31 protein-coding genes are annotated in these 24,831 nt (G+C 69.8%); 16 read left to right on the plus strand and 15 right to left on the minus strand.

The features are described from left to right. Positions 1 to 10 precede the first annotated feature (10 nt). From IG04_RS0104360 to IG04_RS0104380, 5 genes are all read right to left on the minus strand, one after another. Positions 11 to 547, minus strand: a complete 537-nt coding sequence (locus IG04_RS0104360) for a vitamin K epoxide reductase family protein (RefSeq protein ID WP_036013670.1) — start codon at positions 545 to 547, stop codon at positions 11 to 13. Next, complete coding sequence (locus tag IG04_RS0104365) at positions 544 to 1,140, minus strand: DsbA family protein (protein WP_030475209.1); 597 nt, start codon at positions 1,138 to 1,140, stop codon at positions 544 to 546. Before IG04_RS0104365 ends, IG04_RS0104360 begins: the two co-directional genes overlap by 4 nt. Before the next feature lie 52 nt (positions 1,141 to 1,192). Further along, on the minus strand, positions 1,193 to 1,582 hold the full coding sequence (locus IG04_RS0104370; protein ID WP_144065258.1) for a hypothetical protein: 390 nt from the start codon (positions 1,580 to 1,582) through the stop codon (positions 1,193 to 1,195). A gap of 55 nt (positions 1,583 to 1,637) precedes the next feature. Continuing rightward, positions 1,638 to 3,056, minus strand: coding sequence for a carboxylesterase/lipase family protein (locus IG04_RS0104375; RefSeq protein WP_030475211.1), 1,419 nt, complete (start codon positions 3,054 to 3,056; stop codon positions 1,638 to 1,640). 71 nt (positions 3,057 to 3,127) lie between these two features. Beyond that, entirely contained in the window at positions 3,128 to 3,694 is a 567-nt protein-coding gene (locus IG04_RS0104380; RefSeq protein ID WP_030475212.1) for a TetR/AcrR family transcriptional regulator, read from the minus strand. Positions 3,695 to 3,747: 53 nt separating this feature from the next. On the opposite strand from IG04_RS0104380, the gene IG04_RS0104385 reads away from it, so the two are divergent. Then, entirely contained in the window at positions 3,748 to 4,626 is an 879-nt protein-coding gene (locus IG04_RS0104385) for a pentapeptide repeat-containing protein (protein ID WP_051768880.1), read from the plus strand. Here IG04_RS0104385 and IG04_RS0104390 read toward each other — a convergent pair. Further along, on the minus strand, positions 4,601 to 5,266 hold the full coding sequence (locus IG04_RS0104390; RefSeq protein ID WP_030475214.1) for an HAD family hydrolase: 666 nt from the start codon (positions 5,264 to 5,266) through the stop codon (positions 4,601 to 4,603). The two genes, IG04_RS0104385 and IG04_RS0104390, sit on opposite strands and share 26 nt — an antisense overlap. 112 nt (positions 5,267 to 5,378) lie before the next feature. Between IG04_RS0104390 and IG04_RS0104395 the strand changes: the two genes are divergently transcribed. The 7 genes from IG04_RS0104395 (at position 5,379) to IG04_RS0104425 (ending at position 8,779) form a co-directional block, all read left to right on the plus strand. Continuing rightward, positions 5,379 to 6,245: a helix-turn-helix domain-containing protein gene (locus tag IG04_RS0104395; RefSeq protein WP_084401005.1), complete on the plus strand. Its 867-nt coding sequence runs from the start codon at positions 5,379 to 5,381 to the stop codon at positions 6,243 to 6,245. Beyond that, positions 6,223 to 6,390 carry a DUF397 domain-containing protein gene (locus IG04_RS44940; protein WP_084401004.1) on the plus strand — a complete coding sequence of 56 codons (168 nt, stop codon included), beginning with the start codon at positions 6,223 to 6,225 and terminating at the stop codon, positions 6,388 to 6,390. Before IG04_RS0104395 ends, IG04_RS44940 begins: the two co-directional genes overlap by 23 nt. Positions 6,391 to 6,463: 73 nt before the next feature. Then, positions 6,464 to 6,928 (plus strand): SRPBCC domain-containing protein, encoded by a 465-nt coding sequence (locus tag IG04_RS0104405; RefSeq protein ID WP_030475216.1) that lies wholly within the window; start codon positions 6,464 to 6,466, stop codon positions 6,926 to 6,928. After that, complete coding sequence (locus IG04_RS0104410; RefSeq protein WP_030475217.1) at positions 6,925 to 7,287, plus strand: ArsR/SmtB family transcription factor; 363 nt, start codon at positions 6,925 to 6,927, stop codon at positions 7,285 to 7,287. Before IG04_RS0104405 ends, IG04_RS0104410 begins: the two co-directional genes overlap by 4 nt. Further along, positions 7,284 to 7,745, plus strand: coding sequence for an SRPBCC family protein (locus tag IG04_RS0104415; RefSeq protein ID WP_030475218.1), 462 nt, complete (start codon positions 7,284 to 7,286; stop codon positions 7,743 to 7,745). The genes IG04_RS0104410 and IG04_RS0104415 overlap by 4 nt, the downstream gene beginning before the upstream one ends. Beyond that, entirely contained in the window at positions 7,742 to 8,506 is a 765-nt protein-coding gene (locus tag IG04_RS0104420) for an isocitrate lyase/PEP mutase family protein (RefSeq protein WP_030475219.1), read from the plus strand. The genes IG04_RS0104415 and IG04_RS0104420 overlap by 4 nt, the downstream gene beginning before the upstream one ends. Before the next feature lie 96 nt (positions 8,507 to 8,602). Further along, entirely contained in the window at positions 8,603 to 8,779 is a 177-nt protein-coding gene (locus IG04_RS0104425) for a hypothetical protein (protein WP_157512866.1), read from the plus strand. A gap of 3 nt (positions 8,780 to 8,782) precedes the next feature. Here the strand turns inward: IG04_RS0104425 and IG04_RS0104430 are convergent, their stop codons facing one another. Beyond that, the gene (locus tag IG04_RS0104430; RefSeq protein ID WP_030475221.1) at positions 8,783 to 9,274 is read right to left on the minus strand and encodes an FBP domain-containing protein; all 492 of its coding nucleotides are present in this window, start codon (positions 9,272 to 9,274) and stop codon (positions 8,783 to 8,785) included. A 67-nt stretch (positions 9,275 to 9,341) separates the two neighbouring features. On the opposite strand from IG04_RS0104430, the gene IG04_RS0104435 reads away from it, so the two are divergent. Together IG04_RS0104435 and IG04_RS0104440 are read left to right on the plus strand one after the other, a co-directional pair. Then, positions 9,342 to 9,905 (plus strand): TetR/AcrR family transcriptional regulator, encoded by a 564-nt coding sequence (locus IG04_RS0104435; protein WP_030475222.1) that lies wholly within the window; start codon positions 9,342 to 9,344, stop codon positions 9,903 to 9,905. 37 nt (positions 9,906 to 9,942) lie between these two features. Then, a complete protein-coding gene (locus IG04_RS0104440) occupies positions 9,943 to 10,968 on the plus strand; it encodes an AraC family transcriptional regulator (protein WP_036013674.1) in 1,026 nt (341 codons plus the stop codon). 4 nt (positions 10,969 to 10,972) lie between these two features. Here the strand turns inward: IG04_RS0104440 and IG04_RS0104445 are convergent, their stop codons facing one another. The 3 genes from IG04_RS0104445 to IG04_RS0104455 all read right to left on the minus strand — a co-directional run bounded on the left by IG04_RS0104445 (position 10,973) and on the right by IG04_RS0104455 (position 13,424). Next, positions 10,973 to 11,782 carry an SDR family oxidoreductase gene (locus IG04_RS0104445; protein ID WP_030475224.1) on the minus strand — a complete coding sequence of 270 codons (810 nt, stop codon included), beginning with the start codon at positions 11,780 to 11,782 and terminating at the stop codon, positions 10,973 to 10,975. After that, complete coding sequence (locus IG04_RS0104450) at positions 11,779 to 12,915, minus strand: MBL fold metallo-hydrolase (RefSeq protein ID WP_030475225.1); 1,137 nt, start codon at positions 12,913 to 12,915, stop codon at positions 11,779 to 11,781. Before IG04_RS0104450 ends, IG04_RS0104445 begins: the two co-directional genes overlap by 4 nt. Before the next feature lie 119 nt (positions 12,916 to 13,034). Continuing rightward, entirely contained in the window at positions 13,035 to 13,424 is a 390-nt protein-coding gene (locus IG04_RS0104455; RefSeq protein ID WP_030475226.1) for a VOC family protein, read from the minus strand. Between the two features lie 53 nt (positions 13,425 to 13,477). Here IG04_RS0104455 and IG04_RS0104460 point away from each other — a divergent pair, with 53 nt between their 5' ends. Continuing rightward, positions 13,478 to 14,458: a helix-turn-helix transcriptional regulator gene (locus IG04_RS0104460; protein ID WP_477218348.1), complete on the plus strand. Its 981-nt coding sequence runs from the start codon at positions 13,478 to 13,480 to the stop codon at positions 14,456 to 14,458. An 82-nt stretch (positions 14,459 to 14,540) separates the two neighbouring features. On the opposite strand, the gene IG04_RS0104465 is transcribed toward IG04_RS0104460, so the two are convergent. The 3 genes from IG04_RS0104465 to IG04_RS0104475 form a co-directional block, all read right to left on the minus strand. Further along, positions 14,541 to 15,830 carry a hypothetical protein gene (locus IG04_RS0104465; RefSeq protein WP_144065257.1) on the minus strand — a complete coding sequence of 430 codons (1,290 nt, stop codon included), beginning with the start codon at positions 15,828 to 15,830 and terminating at the stop codon, positions 14,541 to 14,543. Positions 15,831 to 16,500: 670 nt separating this feature from the next. Beyond that, on the minus strand, positions 16,501 to 17,298 hold the full coding sequence (locus IG04_RS42235; protein WP_211257677.1) for an epoxide hydrolase N-terminal domain-containing protein: 798 nt from the start codon (positions 17,296 to 17,298) through the stop codon (positions 16,501 to 16,503). Between the two features lie 3 nt (positions 17,299 to 17,301). Then, on the minus strand, positions 17,302 to 17,766 hold the full coding sequence (locus IG04_RS0104475) for an Lrp/AsnC family transcriptional regulator (RefSeq protein WP_030475229.1): 465 nt from the start codon (positions 17,764 to 17,766) through the stop codon (positions 17,302 to 17,304). A 122-nt stretch (positions 17,767 to 17,888) separates the two neighbouring features. On the opposite strand from IG04_RS0104475, the gene IG04_RS0104480 reads away from it, so the two are divergent. Continuing rightward, positions 17,889 to 19,160 carry an ArgE/DapE family deacylase gene (locus tag IG04_RS0104480; protein ID WP_051768888.1) on the plus strand — a complete coding sequence of 424 codons (1,272 nt, stop codon included), beginning with the start codon at positions 17,889 to 17,891 and terminating at the stop codon, positions 19,158 to 19,160. Here the strand turns inward: IG04_RS0104480 and pip are convergent. Further along, positions 19,145 to 20,104: a prolyl aminopeptidase gene (gene pip, locus IG04_RS0104485; protein ID WP_030475231.1), complete on the minus strand. Its 960-nt coding sequence runs from the start codon at positions 20,102 to 20,104 to the stop codon at positions 19,145 to 19,147. The genes IG04_RS0104480 and pip overlap by 16 nt on opposite strands. 133 nt (positions 20,105 to 20,237) lie before the next feature. Here pip and IG04_RS0104490 point away from each other — a divergent pair, with 133 nt between their 5' ends. The 4 genes from IG04_RS0104490 (at position 20,238) to IG04_RS0104505 (ending at position 23,873) form a co-directional block, all read left to right on the plus strand. After that, a complete protein-coding gene (locus IG04_RS0104490) occupies positions 20,238 to 21,380 on the plus strand; it encodes a coiled-coil domain-containing protein (protein WP_084401003.1) in 1,143 nt (380 codons plus the stop codon). A gap of 26 nt (positions 21,381 to 21,406) precedes the next feature. Beyond that, complete coding sequence (locus IG04_RS0104495; protein ID WP_030475233.1) at positions 21,407 to 22,195, plus strand: pentapeptide repeat-containing protein; 789 nt, start codon at positions 21,407 to 21,409, stop codon at positions 22,193 to 22,195. Between the two features lie 77 nt (positions 22,196 to 22,272). Then, complete coding sequence (locus IG04_RS0104500; RefSeq protein WP_030475234.1) at positions 22,273 to 23,319, plus strand: agmatine deiminase family protein; 1,047 nt, start codon at positions 22,273 to 22,275, stop codon at positions 23,317 to 23,319. A gap of 8 nt (positions 23,320 to 23,327) precedes the next feature. Beyond that, complete coding sequence (locus IG04_RS0104505) at positions 23,328 to 23,873, plus strand: TetR/AcrR family transcriptional regulator (protein WP_030475235.1); 546 nt, start codon at positions 23,328 to 23,330, stop codon at positions 23,871 to 23,873. On the opposite strand, the gene IG04_RS0104510 is transcribed toward IG04_RS0104505, so the two are convergent. Further along, positions 23,870 to 24,634 (minus strand): alpha/beta fold hydrolase, encoded by a 765-nt coding sequence (locus IG04_RS0104510; RefSeq protein WP_030475236.1) that lies wholly within the window; start codon positions 24,632 to 24,634, stop codon positions 23,870 to 23,872. The two genes, IG04_RS0104505 and IG04_RS0104510, sit on opposite strands and share 4 nt — an antisense overlap. Positions 24,635 to 24,831 lie beyond the last annotated feature (197 nt).

Raw genomic sequence — 24,831 nt, forward strand, 5'->3', positions numbered from 1 at the left:
ACCGCCGGTGCTAGACGAGCGACGACCAGTAGAACCAGAACGCCTGCAGCACACCGGCCACGATCACCAGGTACCACAGGATCAGCACCACGCTGTGGAACTGGAACCCAGGCCTGATGTTGCGCAGCGTCGTGTACCAGAAGATCGGGATCATCGCGGCCCACACGACCATGCAGTACGGGCACAGCGCGCCGATCTCGTACAGCGACTGGACGATCAGCCAGTGCACGAACAGCACGCCGAACGTGACACCGACCTGCAGCCCGATCCACACCCACGACGGCAGCGACACCCCGGCCAGCAGCAGCACGCCCAGGGTCGTCACCACCGCGAAGCCCGCGATGCCGAGCAACGGGTTGGGGAACCCGAACAGCTCGGCCTGGGCGGTCTTCATGATCGAGCCGCAGCTCAGCACCGGGTTGATGCTGCACGTCGGCACGTAGAACGGGTCCTTGAGCAGCGCGATCTTCTCGAGCGTTAGCACGAACGACGCGGCCAGGCCGACGAACCCGCCGACCGCGAGGACCCAGGCGACGATCCGGTTCACGAAAGCGCCTTGTCGATCGCGGCCTTCAGGCCGTCGTAGGAGGGCGTGCCCTTGAACTTGGTGCCGTTGATGAAGAACGTCGGCGTGCCGGTGACGCCGGCCTTGCTGCCCTCGGCGCGCTGGGCGAGCACGCGGTCGCGCAGCGCCGGGTCGTCCAGGGCCTTGTCGAACGCGGCCTGGTCGAGGCCGAGTTGCTGGGCGAAGCCGGTGAACGCCGCGCGCTGCGACGTCTGCTGGCCGGCCCACTCCTGCTGCGCGTCGAACATCAGCCGGAACATGTCGTCCCGCTTGCCCTGCGCGCCCGCGGCCTCGACCGCGACGGCGGCCAGTTCGGAGTGGCGGTGGCTGGGGATCGGGAAGTGCCGCACGTCGAACGTCACGCGCTCGCCGTACTCGGCCCGCAGCTTCTCCACACCGGGATAGGTGGCGGCGCAGGCAGGGCACGAGAGGTCGAGGTACTCGACGACGGTCACCCTGCCGTCGGCGGACTGGGGTGCCGCGGTGGTGTCGTTGCGGCTGAACAGGAAGAAGCCGGCGACCACGACCGCCACGACGGCGACGATGATCAGGGACAGACGAGCGTTCTTGGACATGGCAGAACTCCACGTGTGGCGAAGGAAGACGGACCCGCAGAACGGGTTCGGTCTACGCGCGCAGTACGCAGAGCTGCGTCAGCCGCACTTCCAGCCGGCGTGAAGGGGGAGACAGGACGGAAGGCAGGCGCACCGAGAGCACCTGGAACGAGCCGGACCGCCGCAACACGGCGAACCCGATCAGCACGGCGAGCGCCACCACCAGGCAGGCGCCGGCGACGAGGAGGCCCTCGACCAGCCCGCCGTCGTCGGTCAGGTCGGAGTGGGCGACCGCGTGGGTGCTCGACGTCGGGCACTGCGCGGTCCAGGCGAACTCCGTCTCGCACGGCGTGCCCTGCATCATCGCGATCCCGGCGACCAGCGCGAGCACGGCGAAAACCCGCGCGAGATACGCGCGGGTTCGCGAGCTGCGGGTGCCGGGCACGTGATCCAGGGTAGCCACCTCGGCTCCCGGCTCGTGCGGACGGGGGAGAAGCCGCATGAAACAGACCGCTCGCCTAGCGCCAGAACGCCAGCCTGTGCTCGGCCGCGTAGTCGACGCGCCCGATCGCGCCCGGAGCCAGTGACTGCACGTACTGCCCCTCCGAGAACCGCGGCCACCCCGGCGTCCCGGTGCGGGCGAAGTCCGTCCACGTCTTGATCATGTGGTCGGACAGGCCGCGGTCCTTCGTGAAGTCCTCGTCAGGGAACAGGTAGTCGATGTCCGACGAGTGGTTCGCGCCGTGCAGTTCCTTGGGGAACTCCGGGTTCGTGGCCGCGTTGCGGTCAGCGAACTCGAACGCGTAGACGGGCGCCTTCTTCGCGTACAGCGTGTTCTGCCGGAACGTCGCACGTGCCCACACGCGATCCGTCAGCACCGTCGCCCACGCCTGCTTCGGCGACGCGAACGCGCCGGCCGGGTACTCGCGCTCGATCTCGGCCGCGCGGTCGGGAAATGCCTCCCGCACGAGCCGTGAGTAGTCCTCAGTGGACATCGGCTCCGGCCGGAACAGCCCGACGAAGCTGTTGTGCTCGTCGCGGGTCGCACCCACGAGCATGGGCACGTTCGCGAACTCGCCCGCCTCCAGCGAGTCGCCCGGCAGGCGTGGCAGCACCGAGCCGCCGTAGCCGACGGGCTGGAAGATGTTCATGATCTGCGGGTAGCCGAGCAGCTTCTCCGCGGGCAGCTTTCGCAGGCACTCGACGTCCGCGCAGCCCAGTTCGGTGCTGATCATCGAGCCGATCTCCTGGATCTCCGGCACCGGCCGCCACGCGAGCGACGGCAACGCCTCCAGGTCCGGGTACCAGGCACCGCGAGGCACGTCGACCAGCGTGAACGAGCTGTGCATGATCGCCTTGTGGAACAGCGGCCGTTGCCCGATCAGGTGCGCGCCGACAGCGGTCGCGCCGAACGACACCCCGAACAACGTCACGTTGCCCGGATCTCCGCCGAAAGCGGAGATGTTGCGTTGGACCCACTCCAACGCCGCGCGCTGGTCCAGCAGCCCGAACTCACCGGAGTGCTCGAGTCCCGGCAACCCGAACCCGCCGAACACCCCCATCCGGTAGTTGAACGTCACCACGACGACATCCCCTTGCCGCGCAAGGCGTTCCGCGTCGAAGTAGTGCCCGGCCCCGATCGCGCCGTCGCCGTGCACCCACACCAGCACCGGCTTGCGACCGGTGACCGACGGTGTCGTGACGTTGGCGAACAGGCAGTCCTCGTTCGTGCTCTTCGTCTCCGAGTAACCGGACCCCACCTGCGGGCACGGGCTGCCGGGCTCGAAAGCCTCCCGCACCCCGCTCCACGCCGCGGCGCGCACCGGTGGCTTCCACCGCTCCGCGCCGGCGTACGGGACGCCCTGGAACCGCAGGTGCCCGTCGCGCTGTTCCCCCTTGACCTGCCCGGTGTCGGTCGTGACAACGTCCGACGGCATGGCTTCCCCCTTCCCGCATGCGCTGACCAGCAGCAATGCGGCGACCAACAACGTGCCCCGACGCACGATGATCAACCCCCTGTGGCTAGGTCGACGGCCGCGACCAACTCCCGTTCGCAGACGTCGAGATCGAGTGACCCGGACCGCAACACGACGCCGTTGCGCATCGCGAGGATGAACACGGCCATCACGTCCGGGTCGAACACGCGGAACTCGCCGGCCTGCTGCCCCTGTCTGAGGAGGTCGGCGAGCCCAGCGTGATCGGAGTCGGCGATGCCCCCGTCCGTCACCGCCGCGTGGGCCCTGATCCGCAGGAACGCCACCATGTCCGCGCGGTGCTCGCGCAGAAAAGCGATGTTGGCGACCAGGAACGCCCGCAGCTCCTCGCGAGCGCCGCCCTGGCCCATCCGCGCGTGCACGAACTCTTGGAAGCGCTCCAAGATGTCCGCGAACACCACGTCGACGAGCTCCTGCTTGTTCTTGAAGTGGTACGAGATCAGCCCCGTGCTGCTCAGCCCGGCACGCGCCGCGATGGCCTTGAACGACGTCTCCGCGTAGTCCAGCTCCGCGATCGTGGCGATCGCCGCCGCCACGATCTGCGCCCGCCGGGCCTGCTCGGTCACGGACTTTGCTCGCATGAGCAAAACTTAGCACGACTGAGCAAACCGGCGGCGGGCCAAAATCAGGTTCCATGAGCATCAGGCAGCACCAGCTGGCGTTACGACCGCTCCGCCGATGGGTGATCGTGGTGTGCGCGGCGGTGGTCGTCGTGCTGACCTCGGGCGTGCTGGCCTGGCTGCTCTTCGAGGCGGGCAGCGACCCCGGACGCCGGCTGGAGGCGATCAAGACCGGGTTCACCGTCGGACTGGCCGGCGGCGGCAGCATCGTGCTGTTCCTGGCGGTGCGACGGCAGTGGCACCAGGAGGTCGTCGCCGCCGTCACCGCCCGCGACGCCGACGAACGCCGCCTGACCGACCTCTACGTCAAGGGCACCGAGCACCTGGGCTCACCACTGGCCCAGGTCCGCATCGCCGGCCTCTACGCGCTGGAACGCCTCGCCCAGGAGAACCCGCACCAGCGCCAGGTCGTGACGGACGTGATCAGCGCCTACCTGCGCATGCCGTTCGCGGAGGGCGACGAGGACCTCGAGACACAGCAGGAACTGCACGTCCGCCGTTCCGCGGGCACGATCCTCACCACACACCTGCGCGAACCGGAGTTCTGGGGCGTCACGCTGGACCTCAGCCGCGCGGTACTGGTCGACTTCAACGCCCGCGGCTGCGTGTTCACCGGCGGCCTCAACTGCGAGAAGGCCGTCTTCATCGGCACCGCCCGCTTCACCGACGCCCGCTTCGCCGGTGTCGCCAGGTTCGTCGACGCCGACTTCCGCGGCACGAGCCGGTTCACCGGCGTGACCTTCGAGGACGACGTCCTCTTCGGCGGAGTCCGCTCCCGCGACACGCGCTGGTTCCTCGGCGCCAAGCTCACGAACCACAAGGCAGTGCTCGACATCCCCGGCTTCCGCGTCGAGCCGGACGGCACCATCACCCCCGACGCACCAGCCCGATGAGGTGGTCGACGGCCGCGCCCAGATCAGCGGGCCCGTCGACGGCGATGCCGAAGCCTCCGAGCCGGCGCAGCGGTTCGATGTCGATGTCCACCCGGTCCCCGACGCTCCACGTCCCCGCCGCCGGCACCCCGCACCGCTCCAGCACCACCCGGAACGCGCCCGGATCGGGCTTGGGCGTGTCACGCGAGTCCTCGGAGGTGAACACCTCCGTGAAGTCGGCGACCCCGAGGCCGACCTTGTCGAGGATCGCTGTCATGGAGCCCCTCGTGTTGTTGGTGAGCAACACGATCGGCACCACCTCGCGCAGCCTGCCGAGCTCCCGGACCACGCCCTCGTCGCGCGCCAGACCGTCCGCGATGGACAGATGCGTCTCGCGGTACTCCAGCCACTGCGCGACGTCGAACCCGTTGGCCCGCACGAACGACGTCGTCGACGTACCGGCCCAGTTCGTCCGCATGGCCTCCCGCAGCTCGGCCACCTTCGCGTTCGCGTGCGCCACGGAGGCGCCCCGCAGCTCCACGAACATCCGGCCGATCACCGCGAGCACCTGCTCCGCGTACGCCTCCTTCGGGTACAGGGTCCCGTCGAGGTCGAACACGACGAGCCGCGGCGTGGATCCGTCTCCGAGAACGTCGATCATGCGCCCACCCAACCACGTCCCGGGGTTTGGAAGACCGCCAAACAGCATGCTTTCAGGTTGACCTGCGGCGAATGGGTGGAGCCAAACGGAACGCCGCCTCTACCGTCCCTGCATGCCTTTGCGGAGATCAACGGTGCGCGGCCGCGAGTTCGGCGACGCGATACGAGCGCTGCTGCGGGCGGCCGACCTGACGAACCGCGCCGCCGCCGAGTTGCTGGGCTGGCAGGAAGCCAAAGTCTCGGAACTGGTCAACGGCAAGGAAGGCGTCAGCGACGTCGACCTGGCCAAGCTGCTCGGGCTGTTGCGCACGCCGCCCGACGAGTTCGACCACCTGATGGCACTGCACCGCGAAACGCACCAACGGGATTGGTTGCAGCCCGCCAAGTCCGGCGTCACGGACCGAGCGCGCACACTGCGCGAACACGAGAAGATCGCGAGTGGCGTGACCGGTTGGTCGATGAACGTTGTACATGGCCTTGTACAAGCACCCGACTACATCACCTACATGGTCAACTCATCGACGCGGCTGTCCGCTGACGAGCGTCCTGCGGTAGTCAGCAGTCGGATGGCACGCCAGAACGCGGTTCTCGACGGCTATCGGGCCGTCACGATCTACATTCACGAGCGGGCTCTTCGGCTGCCCGTCGGAAGTCCGGAGGTAATGGCCGACCAACTTCACCATTTGCTTCGTGTGTCGGTCCGGCCCTATCTGACGCTTCGCGTGATTCCGACGTCACTCGGTCCACACGCTGGGCTCGCCGGTTCGTTCGACATGCTGACCTTCAAGAAGATCCCGCCGATCGTCTACGTCGAGAGCGAGGGGGCTACCGTGTTCTTGGAAGATCAGCCTTCGGTCGGCCTCTACGAAGACGTGCTGAAGTCACTCGGACGGACGGCGTTGGACGAGGCGCAAACCAGGAAGCTGATCACCGACATCATCGGTGAGGAGCCTCGTCATGACCAGCTGGCGGAAGAGTAGCTACAGCGGTAGCGACACCAACTGTGTCGAAGTGGGTCGTGGCGTCGGCATCCGCGACAGCAAGGCTCCCTCCGTCGAACTCCCGCTCACGGCCCACCAGTGGGCACCGCTCCTTCGCCTGGTCCTCGGCAGCTCGTGCAACTGAAGGTTGCGCAAGTCGGGTCCGCGGGTTAGCTTGAAGTGCAACCGATGGTTGCACTTTGAGTGAGGAGGACCGCGTGGAACACGGAAGCATCGAACGCGAGCTGCGCATCGACGCCACCCCCGAGGTGGTCTACGAGGTGGTCAGCTCTCCCGAGCACCTGCGCGAGTGGTGGCCCGACGAGGCCGAGCTCGACCCCGTGCCCGGCGGCACCGGCACGATCACCTTCGGCGACCCGGCCTCGCCGGACGCGAAGGTCGAACACCTCACGGTCGTCGAGGCCGATCCGCCCCGCCGGTTCGCGTTCCGCTGGGTTTACGACCAGGGCGCTTCGGCGGCGCCGGGCAACTCGCTGCTCGTCACGATCGACCTCGTGCCGTCCGGCGACGGCACGCTGCTGCGCTTCAAGGAGACCGGGTTCCGCGAGCGCGGCTGGGAGGCCGCCGTGCTGGAGCAGGCCTACGCCGATCACGTCCGGGGCTGGGACCACTTCCTCCCGCGTCTCGTCGCGCGCGCCGACAGCCTGGTCGCGCGGCCGTGAGCACCGCGATCGACGACGACCTCTGGTCCGCGGTCGGCGACCCGACCCGCCGCCGGATGCTCGACCTGCTGCTGAGCGACGGGGGCGGCACCGCGACCACGCTGAGCGAGCGGCTCCCGGTCACCCGGCAGGCGGTCGCCAAGCACCTCGGCGTGCTCGACCGCGTCGGACTGGTGCACGTGACGCCGGCCGGGCGCGAGCGCCGCTACGAGGTGGACGAGGTGCAACTCGCCCGCGCGGTCGCCCAGCTGACCGCGGTCGGCACCACCTGGGACGCCCGGCTGCAGCGGATCAAGCGGATCGCCGAGCGGATCCAGCGCGGCACAGCGGATCGAGAGACAGGAACGGATCAGCGATGACGACGCAGGCGCCGCGCACCGAACGCGGCTACACCACCTCGTACACGGTCGAGCAGTCGCCGGACGAGGTCTACGCGGCCGTCCTGGACGTTCGTGCCTGGTGGACGGGCGAGGTCGAGGGACGTACCGACGAGGTGGGCGCCGAGTTCACCTACCGGCATCCCCCGCAGCACTACAGCCGTCAGCGCGTGACCGAGCTGACGCCGGGCAGCCGCGTGGTCTGGCAGGTCACGGACAGCCTCCTGTCCTTCGTCTCGGACCCGGCCGAGTGGACCGGCAGCGAGATCGTGTTCGACATCGTCCCCGCCGGCGGCGGCGCGCAGCTGAGGTTCACCCACGTCGGACTGGTGCCGGACGTCGAGTGCTTCGGCGCGTGTTCCGCGGCCTGGCTGCACTACGTCAACGGCAGCCTGCGCAGCCTGGTCACCACCGGGCACGGCCTGCCGGATCCGTGGTGACGACCGAGCTGGCCGCCAAGGCCGATCTCCTGCGTTCGCTGCACGTCCCGGGCGACCCGCTCGTGCTGCCGAACGCCTGGGACGTCGGCAGCGCCCGCGCCGTCGTCGACGCGGGCTTCCCGGTGATCGCGACGGCGAGCAACGCGATCGCCGCGGCACTGGGCTACGACGACGGTGAGGGAGCGCCAAGGGACGAGATGATGTTCGTCGCCGCGCGCATCGTGGCGTCGGTCGACGTTCCGGTCACGGTCGACGCCGAAGCCGGGTACGGACTTGCTCCCGGCGAGCTGGTCGAGCTGCTGACCGGGATCGGCGCCGCCGGCTGCAACATCGAGGACACCGACCACGCGCACGGCGGCCTGGTGGACGTCGGCGTGCGCGCCGCCTACATCGGGGAGATGCGCGCGGCCGCGAACCGGATCGGGGTGCCGTTGGTGATCAACGCGCGGGTCGACTCCTTCTTCCCCGCCTCGCCGTTCTCCGGGGACAGGAGGCTGACCGACGCCATCGACAGGGCTCGGGCGTACTGGGCGGCCGGCGCGGACTGCGTGTTCGTGCCGGGAGCCGGGCCCGAGGACCTCCGCGCGGTCGTCACCGAGGTCGGCGCCCCGGTGAACGCCGGTCTGCCGTTGCGGGGTGGGTCGCTGGGGGCGCTTCGTGCGGCCGGGGTCGCCCGCGTGTCCGTGGGTCCGCAGCTCTACCGCAGCGCGCTGGGCCACCTGCGTGCTGACCTCAAGGAGCTCGCCGGGTCCACTGCGTGACGACCCGCCGATGGTCGGGATTCGGGAAATTGCCGCCCGTGAGCGCCGTCACAGGTGCATGCTGTGTGCACCAGCTCAACCCGAGGACTGATGACCATGACGAGTGCGACCGCCGGCTCCCGCCACGACTGGGAGACCGACCTGGAGCGCTATCGGATCAGGGCGGTCCAGGTGCTCGACACGCACCTGCCCGCCACGACCGGCTGCACCGAGTGCGGCGAACCGTGGCCTTGCGCCCGCGCGTGCTCCGCGGAGTTGGTGCTCGAGCTCTGAGACCTACGAGTTCACCCGGTCCAGGAACGCGCTGATCCCGGACACCATCCGTTCGACCTGGTCGTCGAGTGTGATCGATTCGTGGAACCGCGAGCCCGGTCCCGCGCTCTTCCTGCCCCGCAGGTACAGCGAGCACGCCAGGTCGGCGCAGACGTAGACGCCGACCGAGTTGCCCAGTTGTCCCGACTTGCCCGCCTTGCGCGCGCTCATCAGCGACACGCCGTCCCCGGAATGCGTGGTCAGGCACCACGAGCACATCGTCTTGCGCGCCCGTCCGGCCTGCGCCGCCCTGCGCAACGCGATGCCGGTGAGCCGCCCGTCCAGCTCGATCACCAGGTACGAGCGGTCGGGCGCGGCCGGGTCGGTCCAGCCGAGGAAGTCCAGGTCGTCCCACGTCCGCGCGCCCAGATCCCTGGGTACGTGCATGCGCTTCGCCTCGCCCTTGGTGGAATTGACGAAGGACGCGCGGATGTCGTGTTCGGTCAGCGGCTTCATGGTCCCGGACGCTAGGCTTACCTAGAGGTCCTAGGCAAATAATTAAGGACCCTAGGAAGGGTGACGGATGGCACGTGCGGGGCTCACGGCCGACCGCCTCACGCAGGCGGCGGCGGACCTGGCGGACGAGGTCGGCTTCGAGAACGTGACGGTGTCCGCGCTGGCCCGGCACTTCGGCGTGAAGGACGCCTCGCTCTACTCGCACATCCGCAACGCTCAGGACCTGCGCGTCCGGCTGGCCGTGCTGGCGCTCGCGGAGTTCGCGGATCGGGTGGCGGAGTCGATCGCGGGCCGTTCGGGCAAGGACGCCCTGGTCGCGTTCGCCTCCGCCTACCGCACCTACGCCCAGGAACGCCCCGGCCGCTACTCGGCGATGCAGATCGCGCTCGACCCCGACACGGCCGCCGACAGCGCTCTGAAGCACGCCGAGATGACTCGCGCGGTCCTGCGGGGCTATGAACTCTGGGAGCCGGAGCTGACGGATGCCGCGCGGCTGCTGCACAGCACGTTGCACGGGTTCGTCTCGCTGGAACGCTCCGGGGCGTTCCACAGCCACCCGCGCGGGGTCGAGGCGTCGTGGCTCAGAGCCCTGGACGCGCTGGACTCGGTGCTGCGGGCCTGGCCGCACTAGCCGGGTGCCTGGTCCAGGCTCCCCTATCCTGCGGCGCATGGGCCCGATGATCCGAGCGGCAAGCCTGCGCGGGTTTGTGCCGCTGGTCGAGGAGCTGGGCGGTGCCCCTGACGCGCTGCTCGCTCGGTTCGGCATCTCCCGTGGGTCTCTGGAGGCCGACGACGAACTGGTCCCGATCACGGCCCATGACCGGATGCTCGACGCCGCGGCCGACGCGCTGGGCTGTCCCGACTTCGGGTTGCGGCTGGCCGAACGGCAGGACCTGGGCATCCTGGGGCCGCTCGCGATCGCGGTCGAGTCCTCCTCGACGGTGGCCGAAGCCCTGCGGTGCGCGTCGAGGTTCATGTTCGTGCACAGCACCGCCCTCAGCGTCGACGTCCGTCCCGACCCGCACGGCCGCCGAGGCGTGGTCGCGCTGACGTACTACAAGGACCTGCGCGAGTCGATGTACTCGCCGCAGGCCATGGAACTGGGACTCGGGCTGTTCCACCGCGTCTCGGTGGCGCTGCTCGGCGGCCTCACGGGCCTGCGCTCGGTGGAGTTTCCGCACGGTCCCGTGTCCCCGGTCCGCCGGTATCTGGACTTCTTCGGCTGCGACGTGAGATTCGGGGCCCCGGCCGGGGCGCTGTGCGTCGAACGGCAGGTGCTCGACGAGCGGTTCGCCACAGCGAACGAGACGACCCGCGGGATCGCCCTCGGTCACCTGACGACCCAGTACCCCGACTCGACCGGCGCCATCCCGGCCCGAGTCCGGCTCGCCATCGCCGAAACCCTCGGTGTGTCCGCACCGTCCGTCGTGGCCGTCGCGCGGCTGCTGGCCACTCATCCCCGGACACTGCAGCGGCAGCTGGCGCGGGAAGGGACGTCGTTCGAGACCGTTCTGGACGACGTGCGCCGGGACGCGGCGCATCGCTTCATCACCGGCACGGACCTGCCGCTCAGTCAGGTCACCACCCTCGTGGCCTTCACCGAGCAGTCGTCCCTGAGCCATGCCGTGCGCCGCTGGTTCGGATTGAGTCCCCGGGAGCTGCGCCGTCTCGGCTCCGGCGGAGCAGGAGCGTAGGGCGTCAGCCTCGGTCCAGCAGCCGCTGCTGGGCGCGGCGGCCCTGGGCGACCACGAGAGGCACGGCTGCAAGCCCCAGCCGGGGCGCCAGGTCCGCGAGCCGGGCCACGAGCCCGCGCCGGCGGGGAACCGTGGTGACCAGGCGAGGCTTGTCGAGAACTTTCCTGACCGCCTCGACGACGTCCTCCGGCTGGAGCAGCTTTCCGGAGAAGGACAGGGCCGAGGCCGGGTCGTTCAGCTTGTCGTACAGCATCGGAGTCCAGATGCCGTCCGGGCAGACGCAGGAGATGTCGATACCGCTGATGCCGGCGACCAACAGGTCGGCCATCGTGCTGAGGCTGAAGCCGATCGCGGCGTGCTTGGACGCCGCGTACACCGCTTCGCCGGCCACGGCGGTGAGGCCGGCGAGGGAGACGATGTTGACCACATGGCCGCCGCCCTCGCGCATCGCGCCGATCGCGGCGACGGTGCCGTTGACCGTGCCCAGCGTGTTGACCTCGATCATCAGTCGCCGGGTCGCCGGGTCCTGTTCCCAAGCCGGGCCGGTGACCAGCACGCCGGCGTTGTTCACCCACACGTCCAGCCGCCCGGCCCGAGCGATGATCGCGTCGCGGGCCGCGTCGACCTGGGCGGGGTCGCGGACGTCGACGGCCATGGCGGTGGCGCCGAGCTCGTCGGCCGTCGCCTGGGCGGAGGCCGCGTCCAGATCGGTGACGAGGACGTGGTGACCGCGGGCGACGAGAAGCCGGGCGATCTGCCTGCCCAGACCGCGGCCGGCGCCGGTGACGACGGCACCGGCGGGGGAGCGGGTCATCGCAGCCCTGCCTTGATCTCGCCGTAGGCGATGCCGCCGTGGACGTAGGTGGGCACGACCGGCCAGAAACGCTTCCACGGGGCAAGCTCGGTCGACGGCAGGATCTGGAGCCACCGCGGGTCCCGCTTGCAGGGGTCGGCCAGCGTCTTCTCCTTGACCATCGAGTCGTACTGGTCCAGCGAGTCTTCAAGGGTGTTGGCGTTCGGGCAGATCTCGCGGCCGAACTGCTCGTGGTACCTGCGCACACCGGGGATCTTCGACAGCTCCGGCTGCCAGTTGTCGAGGGAGATCCCGTTCTCCGAGGAGACCCAGACACCATCGGGGGTGTTGATCACCAGCGAGTGGTTGCCGTCGGTGTGGCCAGGGGTCCACAGCAGCGCGACGCCGGGGCCGAGCTCGATGTCGCCGTCGAACGTCACGAACTTCGCCGGGTCCACGCCGCCGAGTCCCCCTTCGACGTACCACGCCCACTGCATCGGGTGCAGCGACTGCAGGGTGGCGAGCTCGCGGCGGTGCACGAGCATCCGCGCGTTACCGAACAGCGGCCGGCGCGGCTCGGTCTCGCCCTTGATGACCTCGGTGGAGCCGAGGATCATCCGCGGATCCTGCACGTGCAGGTGGTCGAAGGTGCAGAAGTCGATGTCGCCGGCGGTCAGGCCGACCTTCGCGAGCACGTCGCCGGGTTCGTTGTAGTACCGGAGAACGACCTTCTCCAGCAGGTGTCCGCCGGGCACCTTGGCCATGAGCCGCTGGAGGTTCCGGTAGAACGGCGCCTCGGCGGAGCCGTCCGGGACCGTGGGCTCGAACACCAGCGTGCGTGGTCGTCCGTCCCAGTCGTCGTACTGGACGACGAGCATCCGGTTGATCATCGAGATCAGCGGCAGCGTGGGCACCGACACCGCGCCGTGAAAGGCGAAGCTGACCGGATAGGGCGCTGCCGCGATGTCCACCGACTTCACGGCACGCACCTGGCCCTGTGCCTTGAAGCGCACCTTGTACGCCGCCGCGGCGCGTCGCACCGCGGCCAGTCGCTCACCGCGCGGCCACACGTCGTGGACGCCGTCGAACTCGGGGATCGGGCGGGCGCCGATCCCGGCCAGATCTGTTCCGGCTCGTTCTGCCGACTGCACCATGGGTGCCTCCTCCTGCGTCGCTGATGCGTCTCGGAGTGCAGTCGAACGAGGACCGAGAAACTTGTTTCAGCACGACAAGTCGTTCCACAACCACCCGCGCGGGGTCGAGGCGTCGTGGCTCAGAGCGCTGGACTCGGTGCTGCGGGCCTGGCCCGCCTGAAGAAGTTGACCAGGTTGCCGTCGGGGTCGCGGACCAGCAGTGAGCGGTTGCCCCACGGCATCGTGGTGGGTTCCTGGACGACCTCGGCGCCGGCCAGCTTCGCGTGCACGCCCTCCACGTCGCCGACCTCGAACTCGATGATGACGCTGCGGTTGGCACCCGGCTCGGCCGATCCGGCGGCGAACAACGCCACGGTGCGGGTGCTGCCGATCGCGAGGGTGGCGGTCGGCGTCCTGACTTCGGCGAAGTCCTCGTTCGCCCAGGTCGCGTCCACTCCCGTGGCGCGTTCGTAGAAGTCGGCGAGGCGGGCGACGTCGGCGGTGATGACGCGGATAGATGCGAAGTCCATGACTGCACGCTAGGAGCGATACCGGACAGAATCCGCCCGGTATGTGCGCGAGAATGTCGGCTGTGCCCCGGCCGATCGCACGTGTGCTGTCCCTGTTGGAGCTCCTCCAATCCGGAGGCGTTCGGTCGGTGGCGGAGCTCGCCTCGCGGCTCGAGGTGGACGAACGCACGGTGCGCCGGTACGTCGATCACCTGCTCGACCTCGACATACCGGTCGAGTCGGTGCGCGGACGGTACGGCGGTTACCGGCTCGCTTCCGGCTACCGGATGCCGCCGCTGATGCTCAGCGACGACGAGGCCCTCGCAGTGCTGGTCGGTCTGGTCACAGGCCTGATGACGGGCACGGCGAGCGAGACGGCGGCCGCGAAGATCCGCCGGGTGCTGCCCGCACGGCTCCGCGGCAGGCTCGACGCCGTGCTCGGCTCACTCGCCTTCACCACCCCGCCCGGAACGCCTGCCGCCCCGGACGCTCCGGTCCTGCTCGCGATCGCCGACGCGGTGACCCACCACCGGCCCGTCGCCATCCGGTACACCGCCGCCGACGGCCGGCACAGCGAACGCACGCTGCACCCGTACAGGCTGGTCGCCCACTCCGGCCGGTGGTACGTGACCGGCGCCGATCCCGCGCTCGGCGAGGACCGGACGTTCCGGCTGGACCGCATCGCCACGGCCAGGACGCCGCCCGGCTCGTTCGATCCGCCGGGCGATCTCGATGCGGCGCAACAGCTGCTGACCGGGTTCGCGACCGCCTCGTACCGGTACGAGGTGACGGTGCGGATCCAGGGGACCACCGCACAGATCCGTACCCGGCTGCCCGCGAGCGTGGCCGTGGTGGAGCCTCTCGCCGATGGCTGGTCGCGGGTCGAACTGCGGGTGGAACGGCTCGACTGGCTGCCCGGTGTGCTCGCGTCGCTGGACCTGCCGTTCGTCGTTGAAAGGCCGGACGCGCTGCGCGGCCTCGTGGTGGCGCTCGCCGAGAGACTTCTGAAGTCCGTTGCCGGTGGAGTCGCTGACGACCTGGCGTCGTCGTCATGATCGACAGAATCGAGTCTGTGGGTCCACGCTCGACCTGACCGTTTCCGGACACGTACTTCGACTTCCCTGGTCGCGCGCTGACCTACGCGGTGTCGCCGGGGCGGCGGGTCAGGTTCTGGATCAGGTCCACGACGTTGATCGGCTTCTCCAGGACTCCAGCCCGGTGTTCGCCGCCGAGCACCTCCAGGGTGTGGACGTCGGCCGGGCCGTCCGGCAGCTGTGGCGCCTCGGCCGGGCCCTCCACCGCCAGCTCCCGCATCAGCGGGTGTGCCACCTGCAAAGCGATGGTGTGCGGCTGGAGCACGTTCTCAAGCACCTCTGCGGACGGCAGCACGCCGTTGCGCACGATGTCGCGGTACGGGCCCACGGTGTCGTCGCGGTCGGGGGCGTCGCCGAACCAGCTGATCAGGTACGTGCGCAGGTAGACCGTCAGGAACCGCGCGACGGCTTCGGGTTCGGTGCGCGTGCGGGGCATCTCGGGCTGGTTGAGCAGGCAGTACAGGTCCGCGCCGAGCGGGAAGTCGGCGTCACGCAGCCAGAGCACCGGGTCGGTGTCGCCGCCCGCGCTCACCGCGTCCAGGCACGCGGCGACGAACGCGAGCCGGTTCGCGGTCAGGTTGTGGTCGGCCTTCTCGCGATGCAGCGCGGCCGTCACCTCGTCCAGTTCACGGCGCAGGGCGGTCACTGTCTCGTGCTCGGCGGCGCTGCGGTCGCACCGCCGCTGCCACGCGATGATGCGGATCAGCAGCCGTTCGCATTCGCGCTGGTGTTCGTACTTGACGCGCAGCTCCGTCAGCTCGCGCTCGTAGAACATCAGGCTCGTCTCGTGCGCCTCGCGGAACTCCCGCACCGCCGCCTCGGATCGGCGCCGTGAGTTGTCCTGCTCCTCGGACAACTGCCTGAACAGCATGGCCGCCCGCACCCCGTCGTCGGGCGCCTCGCTGGTGTCCGCGTACGGCGGCGGTGCGTCGTCGGGCACTCGCACAGGCCCGCAGTAGCCGGGCGGCAGGTAGCGCTGCGAGGCCTGCCAGAGCCCGGCCAGGTACGGGTGCGTGGTGTCGTCGCGCCCGCAGCGGGCGTGGACGAACGTGACGAGGTCCCACTCCGCGATCTCCCGCGCGGTGCGGCCGATGCGCCTGCTCATGGCCTTCTTGGCGGCCTCGAACGCGCTGCGGTCCTCGGGGTCGCCCGCGATGCACGCCGGTGCGTCCGGGGCGGCCATGTGGGCGCGCAGGAAGTCGCTCGACGTCGGATAGCCCGTTCTGATGACCGTGATCAGCTCGAACGCCAGCTCGGCCGCGAACGGGTCGAGGCAGGTGTAGTCGCCGACCGAGGTGGGCAGATGGCGTCCACCGCGACGAGTGCCACGCACCATGAGTTCCTCTGCTGGTGTGCCGGCCGGGGACCGGGGAGACGAAGGAAAGAGCCGCACGCGCCGACGTGCCTTTATGTGGTGGATCTCCGGCGATTCATTCGTGAACTGTCCCAAGTGTCTCGTTGCGATCTTGCCCGGGGTACAAGTTCCCGGTATCGCCACCTGTTCGAGTGAATAGTCCTGACCGATGGACAGCCTCGGTATCAAGTTCCGCGCGATGGACAACCGCCGCGCGACCAGTGCGACCGATCATGCCTTGCACGCCGCTCTGAACAGCGGTTATCGACGTGTGAAGCAAGTCCACGCGGATGGACAACCTGTTCATCGGTCGCACTGATGGCCTGGAATGACCGCCCGTCACTCTCCGCGCGCCGTTCATCGACGGTCATTTCGCGACGTCATGAACGGCTGATCGGCACTGCGATAGTGGGAGCAGCCCACGCTTCGGCTCGGCACATAAAAGAGCGGCTCCCCGATGGCAGTCGGAGAGCCGCGAAATCGTTGTCCAGACCCGATTCCGCATCAGGAGAGAATCAACGTGCGAAGTGTAGACCTCCCGCACCAGGTCCAGTCCCGGCATCGGCGGGACCAGGCGAACCCCGGCTGCCTGCGCGGGCTGCTATCCGTACCCGGTCTGTTCGCGCGGCTGGCGATCGCGCGGGTTCGGTCAGGGCCTGTGACCGTGGAAGGTGCGGCGCAGATTGCTCCCCCACGCCTCCGGGTTCTCCCACGGGACGAAGTGGCCGCCGCGCTCGTGCGCGTTCACGTTGATGTGGTTGAACCAGCCGGCCAACGGTCCGGTCTTGAACGCCCGGACGCGCTCGCCGGCGGTGCCGACACCGGGCGGGTTCTCGTAGGTGACGAAGGTGAGGCCAACCGGGGCCTGCACGACCGGTGTGTGGTCGTGGGCGGGCGTCCAGGGGTAGCGGTTGGCGTTGGCGTGGTACCGCATCGACGTGGCGATCGAGTTGGTCGCCCAGTAGATCGTCGCGTGCGTGAGCAGGTCGTCCTTCGTGAAGACGGACTCGACGTCGCCGCCGTTGTCGCTCCAGGAGTTCCAGCGCTCCAGCAGCCATGCGGGCAGTCCCGCCGGTGAGTCGCTCAGGCCGTGGGCGAGGGTGGCTCCGTCGAACATGTGCACGGCGAGGTGCGGTGCCCAGCGGTGGTCGAGCTCGATGGTGCGGGCGCGGGCGGGTTGCTCGTCGGGCAGGGACGGTTGCGGGCAAAGTCCCAGGCGCGGTCGCCGTTGAAGAAGCTGAGTGGTCCACGGCCGGCCGTGGGTGAGGATCAACGGGATCGGGATCGGGCCGCGGCCGGGTTTGCGCATGAAGTGCACCGGAACGTCGGCGACGGTCACCTCGTAGTGCTCGTAGGCGTTGATGGCGGCTGCGGCCTTGCGCCAGCCGAAGCCGCCGCGCCAGTAGCTGATCAGGTCGCGCAGGTAGGCGGCGGGGTTCGAGAGAATTGATCACGCCTCCGGCGACAGGGCGCCTTCCCGCCCGCGTGGCCGGGTCAGCAGCCTGGACAGCACGATCGCGCTCTCGGTCCGTTCGACGGGAGCGGTCGAGCGGACGCGCTGGATGGCCTGTTCCAGGTGCGGGATGTCCCTGGCCAGCATGTAGAGCATCGCGTCGGCGGCACCGGAGACGGTGCAGGCCTCGACGACCTCGGGGATGTCCTCCAGCGCCTTGCCCAGTTCGGCCGGGGTGGGGTTGCCCGCGCAGTAGACCTCGACGAACGCCTCGGTGTGCCAGGCCATCGCCTGCGGATCCACGAGCGCGCTGAAACCGCGGATCGCTCCGGTGGCCACCAGGCGGTCGAGCCGTCTCTTCGCGGCGGACGGCGACAGCCCGGCCGCCTTGCCGATCTCGGCGTAGGTGGCGCGGCCGTTGCGCAGCACGCACCGGATGATCGCCTGGTCGATGTCGTCCATGCCCAGAGGATCTGGCCTGGCACAAAAAATTGCCACGCGGCCGTGATCTTTGCAAAGAAACCACTGTTGGGCGCCGGTTTCGGCGATTGTTTGCACTGCCCGGCGAACCTAATCTCCGGCTGGTGACCATCAACGATGTCGAGGCGGCGGCGCTGGCCGCGGTGGACGAGGCCGCGATCGGCCGGCTCCTGCTGGACCTGCTCGCGGTGCCGAGCGTGACGGGCAGCGCCGCGGAGTCCGAACTGCAGCACGTGCTGGCCGGGCACCTGGAACGGATGGACCTGGACGTCGATCTCTGGTCGATGGACCTGCCCGGACTCCGCGCGCACGACGACTTCCCCGGCGGTGAGGCGCCGCGCACGGAGGCGTGGGGCCTGGTGGGCAACACACGCTCGCACGGCGACGGGCCGACGTTGATCCTGCAGGGACATGTCGACGTCGTTCCGCCCGGCGACTTGACGCAGTGGCAGGGCGATCCGTTCCGACCGCGCGTCGAAGGAGACGTCGTGCACGGCCGCGGAGCGTGCGACATGAAGGCCGGTGTGGTGGCGATCCTCGCCGCGCTGGCCGCGATCCGCGCGGCGAGCGCGACGCCGCGGGGCCAGGTGTCCGTGCACTTCGTCGTCAGCGAGGAGGACGGCGGGCTCGGAGCGTTCGGAACCCTCCAGCGCGGCCACACCGGTGACGCCTGCATCATCACCGAACCGACCGGCGGCGCGCTCATAATCGCCAACGGCGGTGCCCTGACCTTCCGCATCGAGGTTCCCGGCCAGGCCACGCACGGCAGCACGCGGTACGCCGGGGTCAGCGCCATCGACGCCTACCTGCCCATCCACGCCGCCCTCGCCAGGCTGGAAGCACGCCGCAACGCCGGCGCCGATCCGCTGATGTCCGCCTACCCCGTCGCGTACCCGCTGTCGGTCGGCACGCTGCAGGCCGGCGACTGGGCGAGCAGCGTGCCGGACCTGCTGGTGGCCGAGGGGCGATTGGGTGTGGCGCTGGGGGAGGAGCCGGCCCAGGCCCGTGCCGAACTCGAGGCGTGCGTGGCCGAGGCCTGCGCGTCGGACCCGTGGCTGCGGGCCCACCCCGCCGTCGTGACGTGGCCCGGCGGTCAGTTCGCCAGCGGCCGGTTACCGGCAGGGCATCCACTCGCGGACCTGGTCGGTGACGCGCACGCGGACGTCACCCGCAGGGCGCGCCCCGTCGAGCAAGGCGCGCCGTACGGCAGTGATCTGCGCCTGTACGCGGGGGCCGGGATCCCCACTCTGCAGTACGGGCCCGGTGACGTGCGGCTCGCACACGGTCCGCAGGAGCAGGTTTCCGTCAGCGAGGTCGTCACCGTCACCCAGGCCCTGGTGCTCGCCACGCTGCGGACGGTCTACACGCCGCTCTGATCGCGGGCGAAGCGGTCGGTGGCGGCGATGATCGCCGCGGTCATGCTGCCGCCGCCGTGACCGGTGTCGTCGAGGACCATGAGCTCGCTTCCGGGCCAGGCGCGGTGCAGTGCCCAGGCCGTGCCGAGTGGAGCGCTGACGTCGTAGCGCCCGTGGATCAGCACGGCCGGAATCCCGTGCAGCAGCTTGATGTCACGCAGTACCTGGCCTTCTTCCAGGAAACAGCCATGGGACCAGTAGTGGGTCACGAGGCGGGCGAAGGCCAGCTGGAACGCCGGTTCGGCGACCGACAGGAAGGGCTCGGCGTCGGGGGCCAGCGACATGTGCGTGTCCTCCCACAGGCACCACTCGTGCGCGGCCGTGGCACGGACCTCGGGCTCGGGGTCGTGCAGCAACCGGCTGTAGGCGGCCGCCAGGTCGCCGTCGCGTTCGTCGGCGGGCACACCGTCGCGGAACCGTTCCCACTCGCGCGGGAAGACGCGGCCCATGTCACAGGTGATCCAGTCGGTGTCGCGGCGGGCGCCGTCGGTCACGGCCGCGAGCACCAGTTCGGTCACCCGCTCCGGATGGGCCTGCGCGTAGGCGAGAGCGAGCGTGACACCCCATGAGCCACCCTCGACCAGCCAGCGCTCGATTCCCAGGTGGACCCGCAGCGCCTCGATGTCGGCGATGAGGTGCTGGGTGGTGTTCGCCGACAGGTCGACGACCGGGTCGGACGCGGAAGGGGTGCTGCGCCCGGCGTTGCGCTGGTCGAACAGGACCACGCGGTAGCGGTCCGGGTCGAACAGGGTCCGCATTCTCGGCGAGCTTCCCGATCCGGGACCGCCGTGCAGTGCGACGGCCGGCTTGCCGTCGGGGTTGCCCAGCACCTCCCAGTACAGCGAATGGCCGTCGCCGACCTCCAGCATGCCTGTCTCGTACGGCTCGTTCGTCATGCGGGTCATGATCGCGCACCCCGCCACTCCTTTTCTGACCGCCGATAATGTTCACTTATCGGCGGTCAGACTTTTCGCGCCTAATTGAGTAGCGTTGCGTTGGATAACGTTAGTGCACACGTAATTCTGCTACGATATAGCGGTGGAGACGAGCTGTAACTTCCCCGGCTGCGAACGACCTGTTTTCCGAGGTGGCGGGCCTGGCAGGCCCTCGGAGTACTGCGACCTTCCCGAGCACACGCGCTGGCGGGCGTGGAGGGAACGGCAGCGGCTGGCGGAAACCCCCGAGCAAAACCTGGAGGTCGTCACCGTGACGAATCTCCCCAGGGTCTCCGGTACCGCCAAGATCAGGGCCGAAGAGCTCCTCGACCGGTTCCGGGTGCTGTCGGAGCAGATGACGCAGACCCTCGGACGGGCCGTCGGGGAGCTGAACGCGATGGCGGACCCGAGCGTCGCCGAGAGCCTGGTCCAGGCCGCCGAAGCCGAGGCGGCGCGACGGGTCGCGGAGGCGCGGGCGGAACTGGCCTCCGCCGAACAACGCCGGCACGAGGCCGAGCGGGCCCGCAAGGCCGCCGAGGAGACCACCGAGCAGGCGGTGCGGGCGGCGGAAGAAGCCGACGACGCCGTCGACACGGCCGTGACGGAACGGGACGAGGCCCGGCAGGCGGCACGCGACGCCACCGCCAAGGCCGAAGCGGAGATCGCCGAGGTCAGGGTGCAGGCGGCGGCCGTGATCGAGGAGATCCGGGCCGAGGCGGAGCAGGCCAAGGCCGACGCCGTGAAGCACGCCGAGCAGGCGCGGCGGCAGGCGGCCAAGGAGATCGAACAGGCGCGCACCGAGGCTCAGGCGGAGATCGCGCAGGCCCGTGCGGAGGCGCAGGCCGTGGTCGAGCGGGCCGAGGCGCAGGCGGCTGCCGCTCGACAGGCCGCTGAGCAGGTCCGCAGCGAAGCGGCTGCGCAGGTGGAGCAGGCGCGGGTAGAGGCGGCGGAGACCGTCAGCCGGGCCGCGAAGGCTCGTGACCTGGCGGTGGTGCGGGCGGAACGCGCTGAGCAGGCCGCCGCGGACGCGCGGGCCGAACTGGAGCGCTCGCGTGGGGAGTTCGAGACGCGGTTCGCTCAGGTCAGGCAGGAGAGCGCGGAGCAGGTGGCGGCGGTGCGGCAGACGCTCGCGGTCGTGGAGGACGCGCGTGCTCAGACGTTGACCAGGGCCGAGCGCGCCGAGCGTCAGCTGGACGAGGCGGCGGAGGAGCTGCGGGCGGCACGGCGGGCGAAGACGTCGTCCTGAGAGGCGACCCAGTAGGCTGATCCGCGATGGACGAGCTGAAAGGCGACTGCGCCAACTGTTTCGGGTTGTGCTGCGTCGCGCTGCCGTTCGCGAAATCGGCGGACTTCGCGGCCACCAAGGACGCGGGCACGCCGTGCCGGAATCTGCTGGCAGATCACCGGTGCGGCATCCACGACCAGCTGCGGCCGAAGGGCTATGCCGGCTGCACGGTCTACGACTGCTTCGGCGCGGGTCAGCGGGTGTCGCAGACGGTGTTCGCGGGCGTCGACTGGCGCACCGCCGAGCGGGAGAAGATGTTCGCGGTGTTCCCGGTGGTCCGGCAGCTGCACGAACTGCTCTGGTACCTCGCCGAGGCGGGCCGTCTCGACCCGCACGACGACCTCGGCCTAGCCTTCGCCGAGGTGGAACGGCACACGGTCGCCTCGCCGGACGCCATCCTGGCGCTCGACGTCGCGGAGATCCGGGCGAAGGTGAACGTCCTGCTGCTGCGCACCAGTGAACGGCTGCGTACCAGCGCGAAGTCGTACCGGGGTGCCGATCTGATCGGCGCGCGGCTGCGCAACAAGAACCTGAGTAGCGCGGATTTCCGCGGTGCGTACCTGATCGGCGCGGACCTCACGAACTCCGACCTGTCGCGGGCGGACATGATCGGCGCCGACCTGCGGGGCGCGGACTTGTCGGGCGCGGACCTGAGCACGTGCCTGTTCCTGACCCAGCCGCAGGTCAACGCCGCGCGTGGCAACGCCAAGACGAAGCTGCCCGCCGCGCTGTCGCGTCCCTCGCACTGGGCGGCGGAGCCCGCCATGCGTCGCTGATCTCTCCACGGCATGTCCGAGGTCACTACCAGCGGTTTCGGTTTGACTGAAATTTCAGTCAGGATTACCTTGGTGGCATGAACAGGCGCAACTTCGTGCTGTCGGCGGCCAGCGGTCTGCTTGCCGGTTGCCGAGGTGGAGCCGGCAGGTCGTGGGTGATGCCTGAGGAGGGCGGGCCGCATCGGCGGACGTGGATGGCGTTCGCCGCCGGCGAGCGGATCTGGGGCCGTGACCTGCTGCCCCGGGTTCGGCGGGACCAGGCGGCGATCGCGACCACGATCGCCCGGTTCGAGCCGGTGTCGATGCTGGTGCGGGCCGAGGACCTGGAACTGGCCCGGTCGCTGATGCCGGGTGTCGAGCTGGTGGTCGCGGAACTCGATGACCTGTGGATGCGTGACACGGGGCCGGTGTTCGTGCGTGGTGGGGCGGTCGACTTCAACTTCAACGGCTGGGGCGGCAAGCAGGAGCACCGCCGGGACGCGAAGGTCGCCGGGTTCGTCGCCGGTCGGGCCGGTGCCGAGCGGATTCGCACGGACCTGGTGCTGGAGGGTGGCGCGCTGGAGGTCGACGGCGAGGGCACAGCGATCATCACCGAGAGCTGCGTGCTCAACGGCAACCGCAACCGGGGCTGGCAGAAGAGCGACGTCGAGCAGGAGCTCGCGCACCTGCTCGGGATCAGGAAGGTGATCTGGCTGCCGGGCATCGCCGGGCGCGACATCACCGACGGCCACACGGACTTCTACGCGCGGTTCGCCGGGCCCGGTGTGGTGGTGGCGGGGCTGGACAACGACCCCGAGTCGTTCGACTACGACGTGACGCGCCGCCACCTGGAGATCCTGCGGTCGGCCACCGATGTGGCGGGCAGGCCGTTGCGGGTGGAGGTGATGGAGGGGCCGGAGACGGTGCGGGTGAGTGACGAGGACTTCGCGGCCGGGTACATCAACTTCTATGTGTGCAACGGTGCGGTGGTCGGGCCGGAGTTCGGTGACCGGCGGGCCGACGCCGCGGCGAAGGCGACGATGGAGCGGCTGTTCCCCGGCCGTACGGTGGTGCAGATCAACATTGACGGCATCGCGTCGGGCGGTGGCGGCATCCACTGCACCACTCAACAAGAACCCAAGTGAGGGGCGTCGTGTCGGAGCGCAGGACCCAGATGCTCGAGGCCGCGGTCCGCGTGATCGCGCAGGACGGCGTGCGCGGGTTGCGCGTCGAGAAGCTCGCGGCCGAGGCCGGGGTGTCCACGGCGTTGATCTACTACCACTTCAAGGACCGCGCCGGGATCCTGCGTGCCGCGCTGGAGCACGTGAACCACCGGGCGCAGTCCTACACCGGCGACGTGGAGTCCGGCGATCCGCGCACGCGGGTCGAGCAGATGCTTCTGGGCGAGCTGCAGGACACCGCGTTCGTGCGGGAGACGAGCGTCGCGTGGGGTGAGCTGCGGGCCAGCGCGGCGTTCGACGAGGACCTGCGCGCGACGTTGCGCACAGCGACCGAGGCGTGGAACTCCGACGTGGAAACCCTTGTGCGCCAAGCGGATCCGGAGCTCGACGCGGCGGCGGCCGCCGAACGGCTCACCGCGCTCGTCGAGGGTTTGAGTGAGCGCTGGCACAGCGGCTCGCTGACCCTGCAACGCGCGCGCGAGCTGCTCGCCGGCGCGATCGCCCGTGAGCTCGGCTAGACCGACAGTCGCTGCTGGGCGACGGCGCGCGCGAAGCCCTCGACGTTGTCGATCATGATGTTGTGGCCGGTGTTCGGCACGGAGACGACCTGCACGCCGGACGCGGCGAGTTCGCGGCCGCCGCTGGGCGGTGCGTCCTCGGGGTGCAGGAAGACGCGCGGGATCTCCAGTTCCAGCAGCAGCTTGCGCATCGTGGGTGACGTGCCGCGCACGAGGTCGACGGCGCTGCGGTAGAGGGCTTCGCGGCCGGCCATGCGCATGGTGGCGGCCCAGTGCGGGCCGACGTCGCGCAGCACGCGGTCGAAGCCGTGGCTGAGGAAGTCCGCCTCGCCGTAGGCGGCGATGCCCCGGCTGCCGGGAGCGCCGAGCGCGGGCGTGGCGGGATCGATGTTGGGGTCGACGAGCACGAGCGAGCGCACCATCTCGGGGTGGCGTGCGGCGAGCACGATGGCGACGGCGCCGCCCATGCTGTGGCCGATGATCTCGCAGCGGCGCAGCCCGATCTTCGCGAGCGCGACGGCGAGGGCGTCCGCGTGGCCTTCCAGCGAGTAGGCGAAGCCGGCGGGGCGGTCGCTGATGCCGAAGCCGAGCATGTCCATCATGAGGCTGCGGCGCCCGGCCAGCAGCGGGTGCGCGACGGCTTCGGCGTAGTAGGGAGCCGAGGAGGCGCCCAGTCCGTGCAGGTAGACGCGTGCCGGTGTGGCACCCGGCACTTCGACCCAGCGGATCCGGACCCCAGGTCTGATCTCGACGGCGCGCATGTCTCTCCCGGCGGTTAATCGGTTTCCGGACCCTACCTCGCGCTCAGACGGGCCGAGAGCGGTTTCGAGAGTCCGTTCTCATCTAGCGGCGTGCAGGGGCCGTGATCGCGCTCGCTCGCACAGCTGCGCCTGCCAGCGCACGGCGGAGGGGCATCGCGTGATGGTCGTCCTTCGCGGCGCCGATCGACAGCGACCGA

It is taken from the genome of Lentzea albidocapillata (assembly GCF_000719115.1).
GTDB classification, from domain to species: Bacteria; Actinomycetota; Actinomycetes; order Mycobacteriales; family Pseudonocardiaceae; genus Lentzea; species Lentzea albidocapillata.

What these genes read in the sequence shown, in the direction of transcription:
- IG04_RS0104510 (WP_030475236.1), bottom strand. Translation starts at nt 24,634, where the DNA reads ATGCGCGCCGTCGAGATCAGACCTGGGGTCCGGATCCGCTGGGTCGAA.
- IG04_RS0104495 (WP_030475233.1), top strand. Translation starts at nt 21,407, where the DNA reads ATGGACGAGCTGAAAGGCGACTGCGCCAACTGTTTCGGGTTGTGCTGC.
- IG04_RS0104460 (WP_477218348.1), top strand. Translation starts at nt 13,478, where the DNA reads ATGTCGGCTGTGCCCCGGCCGATCGCACGTGTGCTGTCCCTGTTGGAG.
- IG04_RS0104385 (WP_051768880.1), top strand. Translation starts at nt 3,748, where the DNA reads ATGAGCATCAGGCAGCACCAGCTGGCGTTACGACCGCTCCGCCGATGG.
- IG04_RS0104380 (WP_030475212.1), bottom strand. Translation starts at nt 3,694, where the DNA reads ATGCGAGCAAAGTCCGTGACCGAGCAGGCCCGGCGGGCGCAGATCGTG.
- pip (WP_030475231.1), bottom strand. Translation starts at nt 20,104, where the DNA reads ATGACCCGCATGACGAACGAGCCGTACGAGACAGGCATGCTGGAGGTC.
- IG04_RS0104475 (WP_030475229.1), bottom strand. Translation starts at nt 17,766, where the DNA reads ATGGACGACATCGACCAGGCGATCATCCGGTGCGTGCTGCGCAACGGC.
- IG04_RS0104440 (WP_036013674.1), top strand. Translation starts at nt 9,943, where the DNA reads ATGGGCCCGATGATCCGAGCGGCAAGCCTGCGCGGGTTTGTGCCGCTG.
- IG04_RS0104450 (WP_030475225.1), bottom strand. Translation starts at nt 12,915, where the DNA reads ATGGTGCAGTCGGCAGAACGAGCCGGAACAGATCTGGCCGGGATCGGC.
- IG04_RS0104365 (WP_030475209.1), bottom strand. Translation starts at nt 1,140, where the DNA reads ATGTCCAAGAACGCTCGTCTGTCCCTGATCATCGTCGCCGTCGTGGCG.
- IG04_RS0104455 (WP_030475226.1), bottom strand. Translation starts at nt 13,424, where the DNA reads ATGGACTTCGCATCTATCCGCGTCATCACCGCCGACGTCGCCCGCCTC.
- IG04_RS0104445 (WP_030475224.1), bottom strand. Translation starts at nt 11,782, where the DNA reads ATGACCCGCTCCCCCGCCGGTGCCGTCGTCACCGGCGCCGGCCGCGGT.
- IG04_RS44940 (WP_084401004.1), top strand. Translation starts at nt 6,223, where the DNA reads ATGACCAGCTGGCGGAAGAGTAGCTACAGCGGTAGCGACACCAACTGT.
- IG04_RS0104430 (WP_030475221.1), bottom strand. Translation starts at nt 9,274, where the DNA reads ATGAAGCCGCTGACCGAACACGACATCCGCGCGTCCTTCGTCAATTCC.
- IG04_RS0104435 (WP_030475222.1), top strand. Translation starts at nt 9,342, where the DNA reads ATGGCACGTGCGGGGCTCACGGCCGACCGCCTCACGCAGGCGGCGGCG.
- IG04_RS0104375 (WP_030475211.1), bottom strand. Translation starts at nt 3,056, where the DNA reads ATGCCGTCGGACGTTGTCACGACCGACACCGGGCAGGTCAAGGGGGAA.
- IG04_RS0104390 (WP_030475214.1), bottom strand. Translation starts at nt 5,266, where the DNA reads ATGATCGACGTTCTCGGAGACGGATCCACGCCGCGGCTCGTCGTGTTC.
- IG04_RS0104415 (WP_030475218.1), top strand. Translation starts at nt 7,284, where the DNA reads ATGACGACGCAGGCGCCGCGCACCGAACGCGGCTACACCACCTCGTAC.
- IG04_RS0104500 (WP_030475234.1), top strand. Translation starts at nt 22,273, where the DNA reads ATGAACAGGCGCAACTTCGTGCTGTCGGCGGCCAGCGGTCTGCTTGCC.
- IG04_RS0104425 (WP_157512866.1), top strand. Translation starts at nt 8,603, where the DNA reads ATGACGAGTGCGACCGCCGGCTCCCGCCACGACTGGGAGACCGACCTG.
- IG04_RS0104395 (WP_084401005.1), top strand. Translation starts at nt 5,379, where the DNA reads ATGCCTTTGCGGAGATCAACGGTGCGCGGCCGCGAGTTCGGCGACGCG.